Raw genomic sequence first — 20,621 nt, forward strand, 5'->3', positions numbered from 1 at the left:
TCCGGGGCCGCTGCATGCTCGTGGCACACGCGTGCCGCACATTCGATGTCATCGCCCGACTTGATCGGGGCGATCCAGTATTCCGAGACCCAAGTCGTTTTTCGAGAGGCCGCGGCGTACTGGATTCCCCGCCTTCGCGGGGAATGACAGCGGGGAGGAGGAGATGCCTCCCGCTACATCGCTGTCAGAGCGGAACTTCGCCTACAACAACACCGCATCCGCCGCTGCGACCGAGTCCGCGCTCTCCGTCACGGTGCGCTCGAGCGCGCCGGCCTGCACCGCGATGTTCTCGGCGAAGAAGCGCGCGAGCGAGACGTAGCGCGGCACATCGCCAAGGCCGTCGGCCTTCGCGGCAAGCGCTTCGGAGGCGAGCATGCAGCCGCCGAGCGTGGAGCCGAACTGCTGGAGATACGGCGTTGCGCCGGCGAGCGCCTCGTTCGGGGCGGAGGTCACGCGCTCCAGCAGCCATTTGCTGGTGCGCGTCAAGGCCTCCAGCGCCTCGCGCAATTTTACGCCCGTGGTGCCGAAAGCGGGATCGTTGGAGGCCTCCACCTGCTTGACGGTCGCCGCAAGCTCGTCGAGCAGCGCCCACACCGCTGCGCCGCCATTGGCCGCGAGTTTTCGCGTGACGAGATCGATCGCCTGGATGCCGTTGGTGCCCTCATAGATCGCGGTGATGCGTGCATCGCGATAGTGCTGCGCCGCGCCAGTCTCCTCGATGAAGCCCATGCCGCCATGCACCTGCACGCCGAGATAGGCGACCTCGTTGCCGATGTCGGTGGAATAGCCCTTTGCCATCGGCGTCAGCAGCGCCGCGCGCGCGGCAGCTTCGGCACGGACCTTGGGATCCCTGGCGCGAATGGAGACGTCGAGCGCGACGGCGGTCGCATAGCAGATGGTGCGCGCGGCCGCGGTCTGCGCCCGCATCCGCATCAGCATGCGCTTGACGTCGGGATGCACGAAGATCGGGTCCGAGCCGTCGCCTTTCTTGCCGACGGCGCGGCCCTGCTTGCGCTCCTGGGCATAGGCGAGGGCCTGCTGATAGGCGCGGTCGGCAACGCCGACGCCCTCGAGGCCGACGCCGAGGCGAGCCTGATTCATCATCGTGAACATGCAGCGCATGCCCTGGTTCTCTTCGCCAATCAGAAAGCCGATCGCGCCGCCATGGTCGCCCATCGTCATGGTGCAGGTCGGCGAAGCATGCATGCCGAGCTTGTGCTCGACGCCGCTGGCGAAGATGTCGTTGCGTGCGCCGAGCGAGCCGTCTTCGTTGACCATGAACTTCGGCACCAGGAACAGCGAGATCCCCTTGGTGCCGGCGGGCGCGTCGGGCAGGCGCGCCAGCACGAAATGCACGATGTTGTCGGTCATGTCGTGCTCGCCATAGGTGATGAAGATCTTCGTCCCCTTGATGCGATAGGTGCCGTCGGCCTGCTTCTCCGCGCGGGTGCGCAGCGCGCCGACGTCTGAGCCGGCCTGCGGCTCGGTGAGCTGCATCGTGCCGGTCCATTCGCCGGTGACGAGCTTTTCGAGATAGATTGTCTTCAGCTCGTCGCTGCCATGCGCCTCCAGCGCCTCGATCGCGGAGGCCGTCAGCAGCGGGCAGAGGCCGAAGGCGACGTTGGAGGCGCTCCAGATCTCGGTGCAGGCGGCGTTGATCGCGAGCGGCAGGCCCTGGCCGCCGAAACCTTCCGGACCCGAGACAGCGTTCCAGCCGCCATCGGTCCAGCGCTTGTAGGCGTCCGGCCAGCCCGGCGCGGTCGTGACCTTGCCGTCACTAAGCTTGATGCCGTGCTCGTCGCCGACCTTGTTCAGCGGCGCCAGCACGTCGGTCGCGAACTTGCCGGCTTCCTCCAGCACGGCCGCGGCGATGTCGGCGTCGAAATCGCCGTAATGGCCGGCTTCCACGGCGGCCTTCAGGCCGGCGCCATGGTTGAGCGACAGCAGCATGTCAGAAATCGGCGCGCGGTAGGTCATGGCTCACTCCCGTGGACATCATTTGGCGCCGTATTCCCATGAAACGGCTGGGGTCTCAATGGGCGGGAGGCGGGGGCGGAGCAGGCCGCCGCCAGATCCCTAATCATGCCCCATAATAGAGTGTGGCGCGGCCGCCCCCGGACCCCCGGTATTTTGCCCCTCCAGGCGGTTGAAATGCCGCGCCGCTCCCTATAGACCGGCTGCGACCGAAGGGAATCTGCGGTAGCCCGTGCTTCCGCCCGTCCCGGTCGCCAGTTGGGGCGTAGCCAAGCGGTAAGGCAGCGGATTTTGATTCCGCCATTCGGAGGTTCGATCCCTCCCGCCCCAGCCACCCTAACTACATGAATTCGAAAAGACTTTGTCCTCGTGTGCTTTTTGAGGGCATTTGGAAATTCGTTTGTCCCGTCATTTGGAAATTCTGTGCCGCTTTCGTTTCTTCCTTCGCCGAGGCTCGAGATGCGGTATTAATTGCGAGCGCCTTGCCAACGCGATTTTTTGCCTCTTGCGCGCATTTTGTGTGTGGCCTTGCGCGCTGCGCCGACTGTCAACTCCATCCGTGCGGCTTGCGCTTTAGCTACCGCCTCAAAGGTAGGTTGGCGCCCCCGAATGACATCACATCAGCATCGCGCGGCATATGTAAGTCCACGACACTCGGACGGACTGCCCTAGAGGCCAAGTCAGAGTTGAAGCCCACAAACGACTTCGAGCCAATAGCAACAGCTCTAACGTCCTAGTACTCGCCGGACGCAAAGCATTCTGATTTCGTTAGTTTGGTGTAGTTGCTCAGCACTCGGGGGATCAATGGAGCCTAGAGTCTCGGTACTAAACTTCGTTTCCAATTCTGAAGCCATGCAGATGCAAATCTGCAAGCAAGCGTCCGTCGAAAAGCCGCCTTGCTGCCCGCAACCGTTTCGGCACGCGGAGAGAAACTGCGGTCGCCATTCTGCAGCCGTGGCGACTGTGATAAAATTGATGGTAGCTATCGTCAGAGCTAGGAGAAACGCGGACATTACTTCGCTTCCCTTTTTTAGCTTTCTGGTGGGCCGCTCTAGTTCGACTCCATCTTTTTCAATATCTAGCTATTTGCGTAGTTGTCCCCTGAAGCGGAACCACAAATGACCGATCAGTGATAGGACTATGGCGGCCACAATTATCGGGAGCCAAATCGACGTGGTTATGATGAACAAGGAAACGATGACCACACGTCCAAAGACCGATTCGCTGACCGGATTCTTAAGGCGAGCGAAATAGGCGTAGATAATAAAGATGGTGGCCGGCACCATCCACGCGGCAATAAGCACCAGTAACAGGTCAACAAGTTGGCTGGCATAATGGTGCATGAGCGCACCTCCTGACAGCGTCGGCGCGAGTTGCTATCACCGCTGCGCGAGATGCGGTGATTGTCGAAGACAATTGGTCTTTGTTCGCGTTAATGGGCATCTGCACGCTCGGCATCGCTGTCACGGCCGGTGCCCAAACTCATGTGAACCCACGGCCTTCGAAGCTAGGGCCTCTCAACGCGCACTCGTTGAGATGGCTCGGGCAAGGGCTCGTCCAATGCAATCATAACCATCGGCGGTGTTGTGCAATCCGTCCCACGTTACGAGCGCGCTCTGCGCAACTCCGGCGTTGATCGAGTTTCGCATCAGCGCAAAACGAGAGAACAGCCCGACCCGTTCCTGCTTCGCGACATCGGCGATGATGCCCTCCATCGTTGAGTAGCTAGCGGAAGCGAGCACCTGTGGCGCATATTGCAGATCCATCAACACGACATCGGCAGACCCCGCCTTAAGTGCCCTTACCCCTTCAAGAACGCTTCTTTTGAGCCCTTGGTCCGGCCGGCCACCCCAGGCGACGTCATTAGTACCTAATTGCCAGATAACGAGATCAGGAGCGTGCGCGAAAACGTCACGCTCGAACCGCGCGATGTTGTTCGGAATCGTATCGCCGACTCGACCGCTGTTGATGACCTCGATCGTTGCGTTGGATCTAAGCCTCGAGAGTTCTCGGCGCATCACCTGCGGATATGTGGCCGCAGACCGAAGTACCCAGAGCCCCACCGTCGACGATGATCCGATCGCGACAATCTTTAGCGGCTCACCAGATCTCAAACGCGCCGCCGTGCGGGGCAATTGTGCGCCAAGCGAAACATCCAAATTTGCAGCAAGGCATCTCTCGCCAGATGATGCCTCGTCCTGCGCTTGAGAGGGCGCTGTGCTGGACAAACCGATAATCACGGCAGCACCGATCGACGCTATTGTTCGAGCGGTTCGGCTTACGCATGGCAGAACAAATCGACCCATGTTCCCCAATAACTGGTCGATTCTCTCTTGACAACCCTTGGCTTCAAACGTCTGGTTTTGATTGCAGGTCGATTGGCGCGTGGGGAGCGAGCAGCACGCATGAGTCCGGGAATAAGACAATGTCCGGCAAGCCTGTAGCGAAACGGTTGGTATTCCATATCGGCGGTTATGATCCAATCACGTCGCATGCCAGCGCGCAACGACGCTTTGTGCGCGAAATATCCAGGTTCCAACGTACCTGGTCGGTGAAAGCGGCCGTTGACGGTTCGCATGATACCGCCGACCAGATACGATGGAATGTGACGACAACTGGCCCCGATTGGCTCGTCGAAACCGATTACCGTGTGGTCCGATGGCACGACGTAATTGAGACCTTCGGGCGCCGAAGCATTGGCTCACGCATTTCCGTCGGGATTCTTGCGTTTCTGGATTTCGTTTTGGCCGGCACTCTTTGGCGGTACTTGCTGACCAACTGGCGCTACGCACTGTTCTTTCTCTATCCATTTGTCACGTTCGGATTGCTCATCGCGGCCGCCTTCTTGATTGGCGTGGTTGCATTCAAGGTCACCGGATCCATTCCTATCGCTGCCGGTGGCGGCCTCTGCGGAATCGTAGCCGTTTTGGCGGGCCCGTGGCACTGGCTCCACCTGGGCGCCTTGTTCGACGATTGGATTTTCTCTTGCGAGTACATTCGATTCGGTAATTCGGAAATAGAGCAAAGGCTGGACAGGTTGGCCGCCGAGCTCGTGGTTGCGGCGAGCAACTCCGCCGCAGACGAAATTTTGGTCGTAGGGCACAGCCTTGGCGCCGTACTAGCGGTTGATCTACTTGATCGCGCCTTGAAGCTGGACCCTGCGCTCGGTCGGAAAAAGAGTCCCGTCACATTCTTGAGCGTTGGATCATCCATACTCAAGATCGGGCTGCACCCGAAGGCAGTACGCTTTCGCAGGACGGTGGAGCGCGTCGCCAATTCCCGCGCGATCTTCTGGGGCGACTATCAGGCCCTCACCGACGTGTTGAATTTTTACAAATGCCGGCCGATGGCCGAAATGGGCTTGTCGACAGAAAACGAGGCGACCGTCAGGGTCGTGAAGATTAGTCGAATGCTTAACGACGACGTGTATCAACGCATCCGCTTCAATTTCTTCCGCGTGCACTGCCAGTTCGTCAGTGGTAATGACAGGCGAACATCGTACGACTACTTCATGCTCACATGCGGACCTATTTCAGCCAAATCCCAGACGCTCGCCCCGGATGGCGCTGTGTCGATGATCGCTGACGACGGAGGCCTTGTTGCGGGCGCGCCGGCGTCGGAAAGCGAACTGCTGGGGAGTCCGGGCGCGGCAGCCTGATTTAAATGACGCCCACCATTTCAAAAGTCATCTTCGTTGCGTTGGCGATCGGCTGGTACCTCATCCGCTATAAGTACGCGCGGCGTTCCCGCCGTGCGAGGGTTGTGTGGAGCGCTCGCGGCCCCCTGGAAACTGCGCTCCTGCTCATATCTCTTTCGGGACTTGGACTTGTGCCGCTTGTCTACGTAGCGACAGGAATGCCTCGTTTCGCAGATCACAGCTTTTATCCCTGGTTGGCTTGGCTGGGGTCTTTCGTTGCGATCGCGGCTTTAGGCGTGTTTCACCTGACACATCGTGCACTCGGCCGGAATTGGTCGATAAGTCTCGACGTGCGGGAGAACCACGAACTTGTGACGGAAGGGATTTACCGGAGAGTTCGACACCCGATGTATTCGGCATTTTGGCTGTGGGCTATCGCCCAGGCATTGCTGCTGCCGAATTGGATCGCCGGTTTTGCAGGCATTGCCGGCTTCGGGATCTTGTTCTTTGGCCGCGTCGCAAGGGAAGAGCGAATGATGTTGCAGACGTTTGGCGACAGCTATCGCGAGTATATGGCGCGGACCGGTCGGGTCTTCCCGTGGATACTCTGAGGTAGGTTCCGGCGGGTCTGTTGTGCCCACGAGAGTGAATTGGAACCGGACACACCTCAATTTGCGTGCCATTTCCGCAACATACGGTAGAAAAAGCTGTCGGAACCGCGCGTTCCCCGGTCTATTCGTTAGTGCTGTGGCGAGTGTCAGGTTATTTCTATGCGTGTCAGGTGAATTCCACTCGCTTCCGAACAAATGGTGAGAACCGATGCTGAAATTCGTTGTACTTGGAATCGCTTCGTTGGCCTTCGTGGGAACCGCAGCTGCTGCGGACCTGCCACGGCCTCAGCCGGTTGCCGCCGCGGCGCCGGTTGGCAAAGCTCCGATCGGCAAGTATCCCGTGGGTAAGAGCCCCGTGGGCAAATACCCGGTCGCTGCCCCGGCTCCGTTGGTGACCAAGGGTTGATCTGACTATCCATTCGGACGCCAGCGGCGTTCATTTGGGGTAGTAGACTACCTATGGCATCGGATCTTGGATCCAAGAGGATTCGAAGATGGCAGGAGTGATTCGGAAACATCCGGGTCTAGCGCTTCTTGCAAAGGCCGCCATGCTCGCGGCCTTTGTGGGCTTGGGGGCCGGGATCAGTAGCGCGCAACCACTCGTGGCGCGTACCGACCAGCAGCAACGGGACGCTCTCCCCAGTTCGGCGACGAAGCATGCAGCGACCATGGCTGCTGCTACGCCGGCGATATCCGATGTAAAGCCAGCTCGAAGAGCTGCTGCCACGGGTCCCTATTACGTTGATTTTCGTGCCCGCACGGCGGCAACGTACGGTCATGCCTTCGTCTGGTACGGAAAGACAGGCGAAAAGCAGGTCGAGGTCGCTGGTCTGGCTCCGGCCGGCGACGAGGTGCCCTATATCCTGGGACACATCGTGTTTGTCCCTTCTGAGACGGGTGCGACCTACGGTGATCTTGACGAGCAATATCTAACGGCCAGCTATCGCGTCTATTTGTCTGAGGCGGACGCCAAGAAGGTCTTTGCTTATATCAAGCGCCAGCAGGAGACTTCGCCGCTCTGGAATGCAGCGACGGCAAACTGCACCGCCTTTATCGGCCGCATAGCGACGTTCATGGGCCTCAACGCTCCGTTTCATCTGCTAAAGCCTGAGGAATACGTCAACAAACTCAGAGAGCTGAACGGGGGGCGAAAGACGGTGCAGCTTGAACCCGGTCGAGGCTAGAATCCTCGGATTGAGTTCATCCAGTTTTCCGCGCGCCAGGATGGGTGTGAGGTCTTCAAGACATTCAAGCGAGCTTGTTCTTTGAGGATGCGGTTCGGTACGACCGACATTCTTGGGCTGCCTCGCTTGGTTGATGAATAGGCCGAGGAGATCATGGGAACGCCCGTCGCGCTGCGCTGCGAGGCAGGTCCACCTCCGCTTTGACATTGCTAAGCTCTCGTTGGAAACCGTTCCGAGGTCGAAGTCTTCCTTGGCGTAGTCGAGGAGGGTTCGCAGAACTTGTCGTCGCAGACGAAGACTACTGCTTAGGCGATGGTTCTGCGTCGAGGCAGAGCATCAACATCAATCGACCAGTGCGCGTCGCGAACATCGCGCTGAATCGAGATCTCTACCATCAGCACGCTTGTCGCCGCCTATGTCGATCCGCGATCATGATCGCGGTGTAGCCGGCCTTTGCGGCGGTCACGGCGCGGAAAGCTGCGCGTTATCAAGTCGACAAGCGCTCTTTCAGCTTTGTGGAAATGGAAGAGCTGAGTTCACGTCGCTCGTATTCGAGCGCGATGGATCAGGCGCTTTTTTTGAGCTAAGCCGTCTGAGCCGCCGGAACGGCGCGGGCGGCCACTCTATTGCGGCATACTCAATGCCTGCAAGCTATCGCGCCGGTATTCGGGGGACGTGGATGCGGGTCCATATGATTGTTGCCGGCCTTATCCTAGCGATCATCGGGAAGGCCAATGCCACGGTTGTCGATAAGGGAACCGACGCGCAAAAGTCTTGCGAGCTGCTTGTCAAGAATTCGCCTCGCAATCAGGACGAAGCTCGGTCCGCAGGCGTATGTGAGGGGATGATCGAAACCGCGATGCTCTTTTCACCAAATCTGCCCGCTGACGTCCGTGCATGCCCCCCCGCGCAAGGCAGCCCTTTGCAAAGTGCGAAGGTTTTTCTGCAGTATCTTGATAGCAATCCGGATCGAGTGAATGAACCGGGGATCACCGTCGCTATTGAAGCATTCAGGGATGCTTGGCCCTGCCGTGGGGACGATGCCGGAACTGGACCGAAAAAGCGTGCCCCAAAAAAATCCAAATAGAACGCGTATCTGCGGATACTGATGCTAGCCTTACGGTCCGCGATGTTCGCGTCCGGCCTGATTGATTCGCAATGCACTACCGCCGAGGTGCGCGAACTGAACCGTAGTGCCCACCTCCACAACTAGTACTCAACGCCTTATCGACGAGCGAAGCCTTGAGCCCCGATAAACAGCGGGGCATTGTGCCATCAACGCCCGGGCTGGAACAGCATGACAATCGCATGCCGCGTCCTGATGATCTATCCGAAGTTCGTTCCGAATTCGTTTTGGAACTATGCGGAGGCCTGCGAACTCGTCGGCGCGAAGTATCCCACGGCGCCACTCGGCCTGATCACCGTCGCCGCTATGTTGCCGAAGCATTGGGACATCCGGCTCGTCAACCGCAATACTGAAGCGTTGACAGATGCGGACCTCGATTGGGCCGATCTTGTGATGATCGGCGGTATGCTCAACCAGCAGCCGGACGCCATCTACCTGATCGATCTCGCCCACCTGCGCGGCAAGCCAGTATGTGTCGGTGGGCCGGACGTCTCCTCCAGCCCGCATCTTTACGCGGACGCGGATTTTCAGGTGATCGGCGAGGCCGAGCATGTCATCGAGCAGTTCATCGCCGCCTGGGAAAGCGGCCAACGCAAGGGCGTGTTCATCGCCGAGAAATTCAAGATAGATGTCACGCTGAGTCCGATGCCTCGCTACGATCTTCTCAACTTCGATCACTATCTATACATCGGCTTGCAGTATTCGCGTGGCTGCCCGTTCACCTGCGAGTTCTGCGATATTATCGAGCTGTATGGTCGCGTGCCGCGTACCAAGACCAACGATCAGATTCTCGCAGAGTTGCAGGCGCTCTACGATCACGGTTATCGCGGGCATGTCGATTTCGTCGACGATAATTTCATCGGCAACAAGAAGAACCTCCGCACCTTGATGCCGCGGCTCAAAGCCTGGCTGGAAGACCACGACTATCCATTCGAGTTCTCAACCGAAGCCTCGATCAACATCGCGGACGACAGCGAGCTGTTGCAGGCAATGAAGGATGCGAACTTCTTCGCGATCTTCGTCGGCATCGAGAGCCCGGATCCCGAGACGCTGGTGCAGATGAAGAAGAAGCAGAACACCAGGCGCAACATCGCCGAGTGCATTCACAAGATTTACGGCTACGGCATGTTCGTCACCGCTGGTTTCATCGTCGGGTTCGACAATGAAAAGGCCTCGATAGGACAGGCGATGGCCGACCTCATCGAGGAGGCGAGCATTCCAGTCTCCATCGTTGGGCTTCTTTATGCGCTGCCCGGCACGCAGCTCACACGGCGGTTGGCCATGGAAGGCCGCTTGCACCAGGGCCATGACCTTATGAACGTCGAGCAGGCGGGCGATCAGTGCACGCTCGGGTGCAATTTCGATACCAAGCGTCCACTTCGTGACATCCTTTCCGATTACAAAGCAGTGCTCGGGCACGTCTACAGTCCAGCGGCATATGCGGGACGGCTGTCCCGCCTCGCAGCCATGCTCGACCGATCCGACCGGCGCCGCGATCTGCCGGATGGCGATGTGCGCAAGAGGCTTGGCGGCATCGACAGCCTACACAAGATCATGCGGGCTCTGCCGAAAGTTCGCGAGCCGTTCTGGAAGACCTTTGTCGAAGTCGCCAAGACCAATCCGGGCGCGCTGCGTTACATCGTGATGCTGATGGCGTTGTACATGCACCTCGGGCCGTTCTCGGAACGCGTGATCGGCGAGATTGACCGCCGCATTGCCGAGTTGGAGGATGTACCTCCACCAAGGGCTACCGCAGTCAGTCAAGTGCTACCTCCAGCGACGGTGTAGCCACAGCCACTGATCGGGATATTCGCGGATCCAGCCCTCGATGACCGATGCGACCGCCTGCATCGTTCCCTGAATGTCGATTTGTCCTCCGGCATCGCGGACCGGCTTCACTTCTTCAGACAGTTGGCCACGAAAGCGCTGTCCGGGCAGACCGACAATGCGCACGCCATGAATCGGGCACTCAATCTGCCGCAGCAGCCGGGCAAGCATCGGATTGGCCCTGGTCCTGCACGGGAGCTGAGGAACGATATGCTTGGGTCGTTTCACCGCGATTGCTGTCTCGCGCGGTGATGGCCTCCATCAGCAACCCCGCGGGCTGCGCGGGTTGCCGCTCGCCTTACTCCGAAGTGGCCGTGCGGTCCGATGGAATGCTCCAGGGAGGACCGAGCCCGAGATCCCCGGAAAGCGAGGCCCTCAACTCACTGCGTTCGGGACGCGGGGAGGGCCCTCAGTCAGATCGCGACCCGAACCGGACGGCGGTGTCGGTGGCTGCGCCAGGATTTGAACCTGCTTGGGCTCTAGACTGGGAGGCTCGTGCCGCTCACATCGACCGTTCAAGCCGCAGCTCAGCGGGCGTGTTTTCATTTGGAAACGGCATCTAAGCTATTGGATTTGTTACAGGTCCTTTCGACCGTTTTTTCCAAACGCGATTTGGAATCGTTGAATAATCAATCGGATTTTGATTCCGCCATTCGGAGGTTCGATCCCTCCCGCCCCAGCCAGACGCTCCGTTTTCCCTGAAATTGCTGACGAAACCGGCCTGGCTGGGGAGCTGCTGCACAGCTCTGCGACACATCACTGCTGCACAGGGTGTCGCTCGCAATGGCTTTCCACATCTTTCGCCGCCAAGCCGTCTACTATTGGCGCCGCCGTACCCCTCGGGCGCTTGCCAGCGTGCTCGGCCGCCCGCATCTTTCCATGAGCCTAAAAACGACGAACCGCGCAGCGGCTTGTCGCCTGGCTACCCAGGTCAACCTGTTCTTGGATGATGTTGCCATGCTTGCTGATGGTGCCGATCGGCTGTCGCGGTCTCAAATTGAGACAATGCTTCATGCCGTCGTCGAGAAGCAGGTAGCCAAGCTCGATCGGGTGGCGTTCGCTGCCAAGAACGCGCCCGGCTTTGACGTCGACCAGGCGCGGTCGGACGACCGGCGGGCCTTGTGGACCTACACGCTGCTGGATGCCCAAGGACATGGCGCTGCCGTGCGTCCTGAGGATCGCGACCGGATGATCGCCGATAGTCTCTCGGAGGCGGACATCGAGGCTGTGAAGCGCCATCTGACCATGCTTCGGGCCAACGACATGGTGCCGACCAAGTACCACGTCCTTCGGCAAATGATCGAAGGCGTGCAGGCCGTGCCGACCGCCATGAACATGGACGTGGCGCAGGGGACGTACTTCCGCGGAATGAGGCTTGCGCTGGCAGAGTCCGGGCGCCGGTACGGAGGGGCGCGAGTCGAAGACGAGGGACTGGTGGATCGCCTGCTGCTTGCGATGAACGATCCACCGAAGCCGATTGTCGCGGCAGCCGTTCCTGCGGTGGATCGTCCAAACGATCCACCGAAGACAGATGGCGTTGCTACGATCCTGCAATTCGTCCCCATGGCCGACTTTTCGCGATTTGCGGATGGCGTCATCCAGCAGAACGCTGCCGACGGTCATTGGGACGAGAAGACGCAGCGGCAGGCCAAGAGCATCTCGAACCTGTTCATCAAGTTCATGGTTCAGGATCAGCACATTCACGATCTCAATCTCGTGAGCCAGACCGAGGTCGGCAAGTTCGCCGATTTCCTCCGTCTCGAAATCTACAAACACTACGGCAAATCGGTACGGGACGAGAGGCTCACGATCGAAGAACTCCGCGAGAAGGGGCGGTCGGTCGAACGGAGCAAGCGGGGTATTGGGGGCGACACCCTCAATCGGCATTGGACCTTCATTGGCCAGATCTTCGATTACGCGATTGCTCGGGGTTCAAAGAGCCTGGAGGCGATCAACCTGACGAAGTTGCGCGCAAAGAGCCGCGGCAAGAACAAGCGTGCCCGCGACGAGAGGGCGAAGTTGCCCATCGACAGCGCCAAGGCGATTTTTCAGACCCCGCCGTTCATCAATTCCGCCGGTTGGGACGATCTCGGGAAGTGGGGCGAGGAGGGCGCCGCACGGATCATCCACTGCGCACTCTATTTTGTCCCGATCCTCATCTACTACATGGGCGCGAGGCGGGAGGAGCTTTGCGGCGCGATGGTGGACGACATCATTTTCGATCGCGACGGCTGCAGGCCGTACATTCACATTGCGGCCAATGAGCAGCGGCGCATCAAGAACGCACAGTCCAAGCGCAATATCCCGCTCCATCCGGAGCTGATCAGGTTGGGCTTCCTCGACTACGTCGGCAAGATCAAGGCGCTCGGCTACAAGCTGCTCTTCCCCGACCTCTACTCTCCCAGCACCCGGTCACCGCTGGGCAATCGCTTCTACAAGCTGTTCAAGCCGATCCTCACGGCGGCCAAGATCACCGAAGAAGGGCTGGGCGCCCACGCCGTGCGTCACCTCTTCGGCGCGCAGTTGAAAAAGAAGCTGCTCTCGAAGGAGGACCGGGCGGATCTCCTCGGGCACGGCGGCGACAGCGAAACCAGCGAGCGCTACTGCGAACCGCATGAACTCGACACGTTGTTCGAATTCATCTTGAAGCTCGAAGTAATCACCGGCCATCTCAAACCGCATGCTATCACTCTCATCCCGTGGGTCGAGAACAAGGAGGTAGCGCCGTTCTCGCAGCCGTCCCGTGCAAAACGCAGGTCTGAGACGATTGGCGGAAGCGTCTGATGAGAGCGTGCTTTGAACGCCGCCCCCCCCCGCTGGCAAGGGCAGCAGTCATCGTCGCGCGCTGATGAGCCTTCTAACAAAAGCTTACCAGTCCCAGCACCTGAGCAATGCGAGATCGCGATAGCTTGTCAGGGGAGTAGGGGATCGAATCCATCCCCGCAACCAGTTTTCAATCCGCTCCACGGGCGAAGGTCCGCTCTTAGAGTCCGAAGGGGCTACTCTTGCGAGCGGGTAGCGGCTCGCCTGTTGCGCTAAGGTGCTCCTCCTTATCGCTCGCCCTTAGTCGAATTGTTGTGCAATCGCATTTCGGCGACCTTGAGGGTAAAGTCCGTTTGCCGATATTGTCAGTTGTATAGCAGGGGATTTGAGCCATCGAACGCCTTGGGGACACCTGAAAGTCGGGAAAATTTTAGCTGGCTATCTCGAGCAAGGCCCCCGCTAGGGACAAGTTGAAGATACTAGACGCGCAGTACGTACAGCGGACAACGCAAGGTGAGGGAACAGTCCAGACCACAACGCCGGATGAGCGGTGGGCGTAAGCCGAAGTGGTAGGAAGATCCGCGGGCCGCAGGCCTGCCGTGGTTTGAGCCCGGCCTTCCGCGCCGATTCACGAAAAAATTCGATTGAGGATGCGGTCAAGGAAGTCTGGCAAATCATGGCAGGAACTACGCCGACCCACATTCCTATCCCAAAGAATCACGCAGACTTTGAGCGCAAAGCGGTTGTCTTATTCCGTGAAATCTTAAAGGACCCCTCGGTGAAGCGCCTCGGGCGCGAAGGCCAGGAACAATTTGGTGTGGACCTGATTGGCTACCGCGATGAGAAGGTCAGCAAGATCGTTGGCATTCAGTGCAAGAAAAAAGCGCCGACCAGCACTCTGACTGCAGATGAAGTCCGCGCGGAGGTTAGGAAGGCTCTCAAGTATTCGCCGAAGCTAAAAGAATACATCATCATTACAACGGCCAAGAACGACACGGCGCTCGATCAGCTGGCTCAGAAACTAACGCTTGATCAGGCCAAGAAGAACAGGAACATCCGCATTGAGGTCTGGGGCTGGGGAACACTCGAAGAGCTGATTGACGAATATCCCAACGCTCGACAGGCATTCGATCCCGGATGGAGCCCCTCGCTCCAATCATTCCAAACACAACTCAGTAACGTAGCCCAGACTCAAAGGGACCAACCGACCGCCGCTCAGGTTCAAGGTATTGCAGACCAAATTCAGCGGCAAACATCTGTTCAAGCTTACGCCCTACCGCCGGATTTCGCGGAGAGTCAACTTAAGGCCGAGCTAGAACGCGTAAATAAGAGACGCGGGTTTGGTGAAGCCAAGATCCCGCAGGAGTTTGGCGAGATAGCGGCCCGCGTTACGGCTGGGAATCTCGTAGCGGCCCCGATTGCCCTCCGCGCAGAAGCACTAGAGCGTGCAGCAAGGGCAAATCTAGCACCTGAGACCATCGACAACGCGAAGCGTTTCCATGCCGAGGCAATAAAGCTCAGCGTAGGCGACACATCGCTTTATGACGCCTTGTTGCCGGACGCCGAAGGCAATAGTGACGAAGCCCTAAAGCGGTTGAGTAAACTCAACCGACCTGAGGCACGCGCCGCACGCTTCAATGTGATCGCTCGCCGCCAAGGCGCGGCAGAAGCGCTCACATGGATGCATCAAGAAGGTTACAGCATTCGCGATGTTGGAGCCGCAGGCTCAATCAATCTGCTCTTGCGCCGCGCTGAGGTGGGCGATCATCAAACGGCGCTTGCCGAGGCCGAAGCCCTATCAACCGACTGGCTAGAGGACTTTCCGGCGCTCAGAACTATTCGAGCAAATCTGTTGCTCGCCGCCGTACTTCCTAGCGACCAGCGAGGTGTGCTGTTCCAAGGCCTACCTATCAACCCGCGGATGCTACAGTTTGCGAGCATCCCTCAAACGCAAACGAACATCGCTAAGGCACGCGCAGAGCTTGAAGCTGCGCGATCAAGCATAAAATCGCTAAATTTAACGCTCTACAGCCCCTACCTCGACGAGCAACTCTTGTGGCTGCGCCTCGAAGATCTGTCCACCGCCCAGGATGCAAAGCGGCAGATTGAGGAAGAGATCAAAGACCCTGACAAGACGCTGCGCAGGGTACGATTGGCCCTAGCCTATAAAATCCCCTTTAATCGCGATGCACTCCAGCGTTCCCTGACTGCAAAGCACGAGCTTGGTCAAGCCACCGCCGATGACCAGTACACCTTGTTTCTGCTGGCTTGGTTCAGCCAAGACGTCAAAAAACTGGCCGAATACTTCGACAAGCATCATGCTGAAGTATTCTCACGTCAAGATCTCTCCCTTGAGATCCTCGCTCACATTGAAGCTGAAGCGCTAACTCGCATCGGCCGGTTCGAAGATGCCAAGACACGAGTTAAAGAGCATCGCAAGACAGTTCTTAACGAGCAAGCGGCAACCACCATAGAAACGCTGATTGCCTCCGTTGAAGAAGGCAACGAGACCGAACGCATTCGCAACCTGTATGAGACCGACAAAGAGCTTACGCACCTTCGACTGCTAGTGCTTAGCCTGTACCGGGACAAGAATTTCGCAGAACTCACTAAATATGCGCCCCTCCTTGTCAAAGAGGATAAGCGGGAGGAAGACTATGAACTCGCTCAGAAAGCCTTTTACGCTGAGCGGCAATACAAAGAGATCATCGAGCTATCCGATCAATATCCGGAGCTTCACGCGATAAAGGATGAATTCTCTTCGGTCAAAGGATGGGCACTTTTTTATCTCGGTCGGGTACTAGAAGCGCGCACTATCGCTCGCGAGCTCGTCGGCAAGCGTCATGAGTCGAACGATCGAGAGCTGGATGTCAACACGGCTATGGAGACCGGGGATTGGGGGCATATCCAGTCGATCGTCGCGCGCGAGGTATCCCGCATCGAGCAGCTTGATCCCGCTTCGCTCGTAAGGCTCGCGCGCTTGGCTTTTGAATGTGGCAGCCCCTACGTGGATCAGTTTAGGGATGCAGCGATAGCTGCCGCGCCGGATAAACCCGAACCTTACCTTGCCGCATATCAACTGTCCGTCGACCGGGGCGAGGAATACCAAGAATCGCGCGCGCACGAATGGTTTCAAAAGGCCGTTGAGCTTTCAGGACCAACCGGCCCAATTCAACACGTTAAGCTTCAGGAGATTGTCAACCGAACGCCCGGATGGAACGAGAGAGTTGAGAACGCCAACGACCTCCTAGCTCAAGCGCAGATTCCGCTCAATGTGGCAGCGCGCGCCGTCAACCGCCAGCCCATCGAGCTGTATGCTGGCGTCGCAAAGCGAAATCAACGGACAACAAATCCAAAACAGCAATTTCCCATACTCGCTTTCTCCGGCGCAAGAGGCCCCAACGACCTCGCCGGCCTACGCACTGTCGCGCTCGACATCACGGCGCTCTACACACTCGACTATTTGGGCTTGCTCGGAAAGGTGATCGGCGCATTCGATCAGGTCCGCATTGCGCCATCTACCCTAAGCTCTCTTTTCATCGACAGGCAGTTCATTCGCTTCCGTCAGCCGTCTGAGGTCGCCAAAGCTCGGTATATCAAGGACCTAATTGCGAAGAACCGGCTCAAGGTTCTCAAATCAAAGCAGATAAGCGTCGCAGAGAGCGCGTCCCTCGAAATCGATCCAGACCTGCATCAATTGCTAAACACCGCGCGGGAGAACAAGGCCATTGTCGTGCGCAGCGCACTGGTCTTCAAGCTTCGGTCGCTCCTCGAAGAAAAGGTCGATATGAGCGCCTTTTCCGATTGCATCACCGATACTCTGGAGGTCTTGCGCTTTCTCAAAGGGAAAGTAACGCACTCTGTCGCGGAAGGGGCGAAGGTCTATCTGGCACACGTCGACCAGGGCTGGCCATTTAAGTCAAAGCGAGTGACTAAGCGATCCGTTTTGTACCTAGACCAGCTCTCGGTCGTATACCTTCACCACGTCGGCCTACTCGACGCGCTCACCCAGGAGATCAAGAATGTGTTCGTTCGCGAGGAGGTTGAAAGTCACTGCGATGCAGTGATCCACGGCTCCGAAACCTCTGCGGACCTTCTATCTACCGTGGAGCGTATCCGCGCGGCCCTCAACACATCCATCGAATCGCGCTCAGGTCTGGGCTTCACAGCTCGGCGGCAGGTGCCCAGGGCAGCAACCCGTGACGAGGAACAGAATTTTGGAGAGAAACTCCCTTCAGTCGACATTATGTCAGACCTGTCGGAGATCGACGCCGTCGTCTGCGATGACCGCTATCTGATTCATGAGGGGCGCTGGTCCGACGGAACGCGGGCCGTGCCGTGCGTCACAACCCTTGACTTGATCCGCGCACTCAACAGCCGAGGACAGCTGTCGGAGCCGCAGATCTACGAACACCATCATCGGCTGCGGGCCGCCGGTTATCACCCCGTACCATTCGACCCCGAGGAGCTGAAGCGCGAGCTAAACAGGGCGGAGATCGAGACCGAGCATCTCGTGGAGACGCCTGAGCTTACCGCCATACGCCGCAGCCTTACGATCGCTTATGAAAATCAGGCATTTGTCGACACGGAAGTCCCGTGGTTCAATCACTCCCGCCAAGTGATCTTCCAAGTTCTTCGTCAAATCTGGAGTGACCGCCGACTTCCTGTAGGGACGGTTGCCCGTGCGGACTGGCTTTTGGCTCTCCTTCCAAATCCTCTCGCATGGGTACGCCAGCCTGCGGACGAGCGAACATGGAACGCAGCAACTCAGATGGCAATAAGCCACTTGGCGATGCTCGTAACGAGCCCGTTCTCAAGAGTCGAGATGGAACAGCGCTACGGTGTTTGGGTAGAGCAGCGATTGCTGAAGCACTGCCGTTCAGCGCAGCCCGCCCTGTATCGCTCATCGATCGAATTCATCGCTAAGTTCCTAAGAGATCTTGTTGAAATGAAGGACGCCTACCCGATCGATGTCAGGCGGGCGGTGGTCAGAAGACTGGTTTTGGCTGCTCATCCAGAGACTAAGCAAGACCTCCTCGAAGTTGACGGATTTGCAGCTGCGGTGGGCATTCCACTGAGGACCGCATTGACGTTAAACGGCATCAAAGAAGTGGAGCTGACGAGCTTTATCAAATGCATAAGGAATGCATTGGCTGGGAAACGTTCCGCGCAATTGAACCTCGCAGACGGATCACGCACGACAGTCAAGACATCCGTCGACCGTGCCGGCGTACTGGTAATAGTCCTTGACGGCCTCAATATGAGGTTTTCCGAGGGGAGCGTTCTCAGTACGTCTCCGCGGAAGCGATCTGCCACTTTGGCGAACATGCTTAAGAACCATCCTTTGCTGCGCGATGAGGAGAAGATCTGGCAGAAAGCCCTAAGAACTGGTCCACTCAAAGAGGACGAGTTCGTTAAGTTGACGGCAGCCACCAGGGAGACGCCTGAGGCCTTCGCTGCATCACTCGCGAAGCCACAGAACTTAAACGGCGACAATATGGTCCCACGTGACCGGCTTTACTTTGAGCGCCTAGTCGGACCGATCCCCAGCGGTGGCACTCTGTCCGAGCATGCACGAAACCAGCATGCATCATTCCGTAGCTTCATGTTGGGCAAAGGAGATACCGGGCTGCGCCGGCTCGCCTTTGGAAGTCTCTCGGACGACATAATGCCTTTGAGCGAGATGCCCCGCATATCCCTGGCCCAGACTGAGGTGCTGCTTGGCGCATTTGACCCATTTTCTCTGCTGTTCGGTTTTGAAATCTGCGTGGAGAGATATCGCGCCGGCGACAAGGCCGCATTGGCCATGGGGCGACGCTTCTTGGACAGGCTCTTCAAAGACCCCACTTGGCTTCACCAGCGATGTGAGATGTTCTCGGCCTGCGCTGTCATAACCAGCACGCGGTTGAGATCTCTAGCAAACGAGCTTAACGCACCTCTCTACTGGTTTCGCATGGCTGCGCTTGCTCACGCCGGTGTGCTCACGAATGCCCTGTCTAATATCAAAGATACAACGAAGTTCTTGGAGTGGGCCGTAGAGGCATTTAGTGGTGCCTACACATGGCATGCCGTCCCCGATCTACGAGAAGAGCCTCGCTGGGATTCGGACTGGATTGGAGCAGACTCGATCAGGGCCACGATTGTTGGCCGATGCCTTAGAGCGTTTGGCCGGTTCGGCAAACGAAAGGCGCCTGCCTCTTGGACAGGCCTTATCGAAAGCGCGCTCAACCAACTCGATCCAAAATTGTCAGCGATTTTCCCTGGTCCGCTCGACGGATTTCGGCAGCCTTCTTCGATCCAACGCAGAGACGCCGACATCCAAGCCGTTCAAGAACAACTCAAGAAGCGCGATTCGTTCAAGCAAGCCCCGGGTCTTTTGATTATCGCGTACGCGGGCGGGATCGATGCCAGCCATATTGATGAGATGATGCGGCTGTTAGAGGGGTCGAACGAAGAGCTCGCCTCGCCTAAGTCCGCTCGATTGATCCTCACGTGCTGCGCTTACGTCGCCACCACGACGAGAAGTGCGACCCTCGCGGACGCGGTCATCACGCGATGCCTGCGCTTGGTGACAAACGAGTCTAAGTCCAAGCAGATACTTCCACTGATGTTGTGCGCCATGAGGGCGTGCGCCGCCCACGAAGATCTCACAGCCTATTATCACGAGATCGGCAAAGTGGCGGCGAGATTCGCTTATGCCACATCAGAGAGCGAGGCCCTCGATGTCCGAACCGTCATGGAGGCTCTGTGCGAGCGCGATCCCAAGATGGTAGCGGTCTTGGGTCGGGCGATGATGCTGCTCGCAGGTAGTTCGTTCGCAGCGTGAAGCAATCGGCGCTCAAGAGCGCAGTGCTGCTTCATCCAGTCCGGTCCTCTCACGCTGGCGAATGGTCCCGGACACCTCCGCCGATTGTGCGCGCAGTTCCAGTGTCCTGAGAGGCAGCGGCAGGCGAAGCGGCGAAGCAGGCAAGCGCACAAACGGAGCCGGGCTGCAGAATGGAATGTGTGGTCGCGAGCAGGGTTAGTTGGCGACAGACACGGAAATGGGAAAGATTGGGCCAGTTGGCGGACCGATAAGGTTTGATCGCAGGCCTTATCAGCCGCACAGATTGGTGACGGACGTCCACTCTACCACCTCGTTCTTCGCTTCAATCAACGGAACCAGGTTTCGCCCTAATGGCGCGGCGGGCGATTTTGGCTGGTTTGCTCTATCGCATCGCGCAGGTATTGAGATGCCAGAATTGCCACATGAACAATCCGATCGAGCGGTGTTATCGTGCGCCATGCGATGTCCGGGTCTTCCAGCAAATTTTCTTTCGGAGTTAGCCTATCGGCGTCGTAGCATCGGCGTCTGCATATGTAGCTTTCGGTCGATCATCTGTGCGGTCGCCATCCACGTTGCTGCTTTTTTCTGCCGGACGGCGGACCATCAGCCCAGGTGCGATGCTGAGGGCGGCGTGCACGATCGAGTAGTGCGGCAAGCCCCGGGCTGCTTAGTG

At 58.2% G+C, this 20,621-nt stretch carries 11 protein-coding genes, 1 tRNA gene and 1 pseudogene; 9 read left to right on the plus strand and 4 right to left on the minus strand.

The features are described 5' to 3' along the window. Positions 1 to 201: 201 nt before the first annotated feature. Entirely contained in the window at positions 202 to 1,977 is a 1,776-nt protein-coding gene (locus WN72_RS13380; RefSeq protein ID WP_092218089.1) for an acyl-CoA dehydrogenase family protein, read from the minus strand. 256 nt (positions 1,978 to 2,233) lie between these two features. Here WN72_RS13380 and WN72_RS13385 point away from each other — a divergent pair. Next, positions 2,234 to 2,308: transfer RNA gene (locus WN72_RS13385), tRNA-Gln, on the plus strand. A 748-nt stretch (positions 2,309 to 3,056) separates the two neighbouring features. Here WN72_RS13385 and WN72_RS13390 read toward each other — a convergent pair. Together WN72_RS13390 and WN72_RS13395 are read right to left on the minus strand one after the other, a co-directional pair. Then, a complete protein-coding gene (locus WN72_RS13390) occupies positions 3,057 to 3,317 on the minus strand; it encodes a hypothetical protein (RefSeq protein ID WP_092218090.1) in 261 nt (86 codons plus the stop codon). 174 nt (positions 3,318 to 3,491) lie between these two features. Next, entirely contained in the window at positions 3,492 to 4,214 is a 723-nt protein-coding gene (locus WN72_RS13395; RefSeq protein ID WP_244553877.1) for an SGNH/GDSL hydrolase family protein, read from the minus strand. A 185-nt stretch (positions 4,215 to 4,399) separates the two neighbouring features. On the opposite strand from WN72_RS13395, the gene WN72_RS13400 reads away from it, so the two are divergent. From WN72_RS13400 to WN72_RS13420, 6 genes are all read left to right on the plus strand, one after another. After that, positions 4,400 to 5,632 (plus strand): hypothetical protein, encoded by a 1,233-nt coding sequence (locus WN72_RS13400; protein WP_143130734.1) that lies wholly within the window; start codon positions 4,400 to 4,402, stop codon positions 5,630 to 5,632. A gap of 5 nt (positions 5,633 to 5,637) precedes the next feature. After that, positions 5,638 to 6,222, plus strand: a complete 585-nt coding sequence (locus tag WN72_RS13405) for a protein-S-isoprenylcysteine O-methyltransferase (RefSeq protein WP_027558326.1) — start codon at positions 5,638 to 5,640, stop codon at positions 6,220 to 6,222. 208 nt (positions 6,223 to 6,430) lie between these two features. Further along, on the plus strand, positions 6,431 to 6,628 hold the full coding sequence (locus WN72_RS46910; protein ID WP_084334208.1) for a hypothetical protein: 198 nt from the start codon (positions 6,431 to 6,433) through the stop codon (positions 6,626 to 6,628). Between the two features lie 88 nt (positions 6,629 to 6,716). After that, on the plus strand, positions 6,717 to 7,406 hold the full coding sequence (locus tag WN72_RS13410) for a hypothetical protein (RefSeq protein WP_051378027.1): 690 nt from the start codon (positions 6,717 to 6,719) through the stop codon (positions 7,404 to 7,406). 415 nt (positions 7,407 to 7,821) lie between these two features. Further along, positions 7,822 to 8,493, plus strand: coding sequence for a Rap1a/Tai family immunity protein (locus tag WN72_RS13415; RefSeq protein WP_141262951.1), 672 nt, complete (start codon positions 7,822 to 7,824; stop codon positions 8,491 to 8,493). Between the two features lie 210 nt (positions 8,494 to 8,703). Then, a complete protein-coding gene (locus WN72_RS13420; protein ID WP_092218092.1) occupies positions 8,704 to 10,320 on the plus strand; it encodes a B12-binding domain-containing radical SAM protein in 1,617 nt (538 codons plus the stop codon). On the opposite strand, the pseudogene WN72_RS13425 reads toward WN72_RS13420, so the two are convergent. Then, positions 10,300 to 10,548, minus strand: a pseudogene (locus WN72_RS13425) (LpxL/LpxP family acyltransferase); the annotation flags it as partial. The gene WN72_RS13420 and the pseudogene WN72_RS13425 overlap by 21 nt on opposite strands. 594 nt (positions 10,549 to 11,142) lie before the next feature. Here WN72_RS13425 and WN72_RS13430 point away from each other — a divergent pair. Beyond that, complete coding sequence (locus WN72_RS13430; RefSeq protein ID WP_092218093.1) at positions 11,143 to 13,143, plus strand: DUF6538 domain-containing protein; 2,001 nt, start codon at positions 11,143 to 11,145, stop codon at positions 13,141 to 13,143. 583 nt (positions 13,144 to 13,726) lie between these two features. Then, positions 13,727 to 19,948 (plus strand): HTH domain-containing protein, encoded by a 6,222-nt coding sequence (locus WN72_RS13435; protein WP_143130735.1) that lies wholly within the window; start codon positions 13,727 to 13,729, stop codon positions 19,946 to 19,948. Positions 19,949 to 20,621: the final 673 nt, after the last annotated feature.

The organism is Bradyrhizobium arachidis (assembly GCF_015291705.1).
Lineage (GTDB): Bacteria > Pseudomonadota > Alphaproteobacteria > Rhizobiales > Xanthobacteraceae > Bradyrhizobium > Bradyrhizobium arachidis.

Coding starts and splice junctions, on each gene's coding strand:
- WN72_RS13390 (WP_092218090.1), bottom strand. CDS start 3,317: ATGCACCATTATGCCAGCCAACTTGTTGACCTGTTACTGGTGCTTATT.
- WN72_RS46910 (WP_084334208.1), top strand. CDS start 6,431: ATGCTGAAATTCGTTGTACTTGGAATCGCTTCGTTGGCCTTCGTGGGA.
- WN72_RS13430 (WP_092218093.1), top strand. CDS start 11,143: ATGGCTTTCCACATCTTTCGCCGCCAAGCCGTCTACTATTGGCGCCGC.
- WN72_RS13420 (WP_092218092.1), top strand. CDS start 8,704: ATGACAATCGCATGCCGCGTCCTGATGATCTATCCGAAGTTCGTTCCG.
- WN72_RS13415 (WP_141262951.1), top strand. CDS start 7,822: ATGTCGATCCGCGATCATGATCGCGGTGTAGCCGGCCTTTGCGGCGGT.
- WN72_RS13405 (WP_027558326.1), top strand. CDS start 5,638: ATGACGCCCACCATTTCAAAAGTCATCTTCGTTGCGTTGGCGATCGGC.
- WN72_RS13380 (WP_092218089.1), bottom strand. CDS start 1,977: ATGACCTACCGCGCGCCGATTTCTGACATGCTGCTGTCGCTCAACCAT.
- WN72_RS13400 (WP_143130734.1), top strand. CDS start 4,400: ATGTCCGGCAAGCCTGTAGCGAAACGGTTGGTATTCCATATCGGCGGT.
- WN72_RS13410 (WP_051378027.1), top strand. CDS start 6,717: ATGGCAGGAGTGATTCGGAAACATCCGGGTCTAGCGCTTCTTGCAAAG.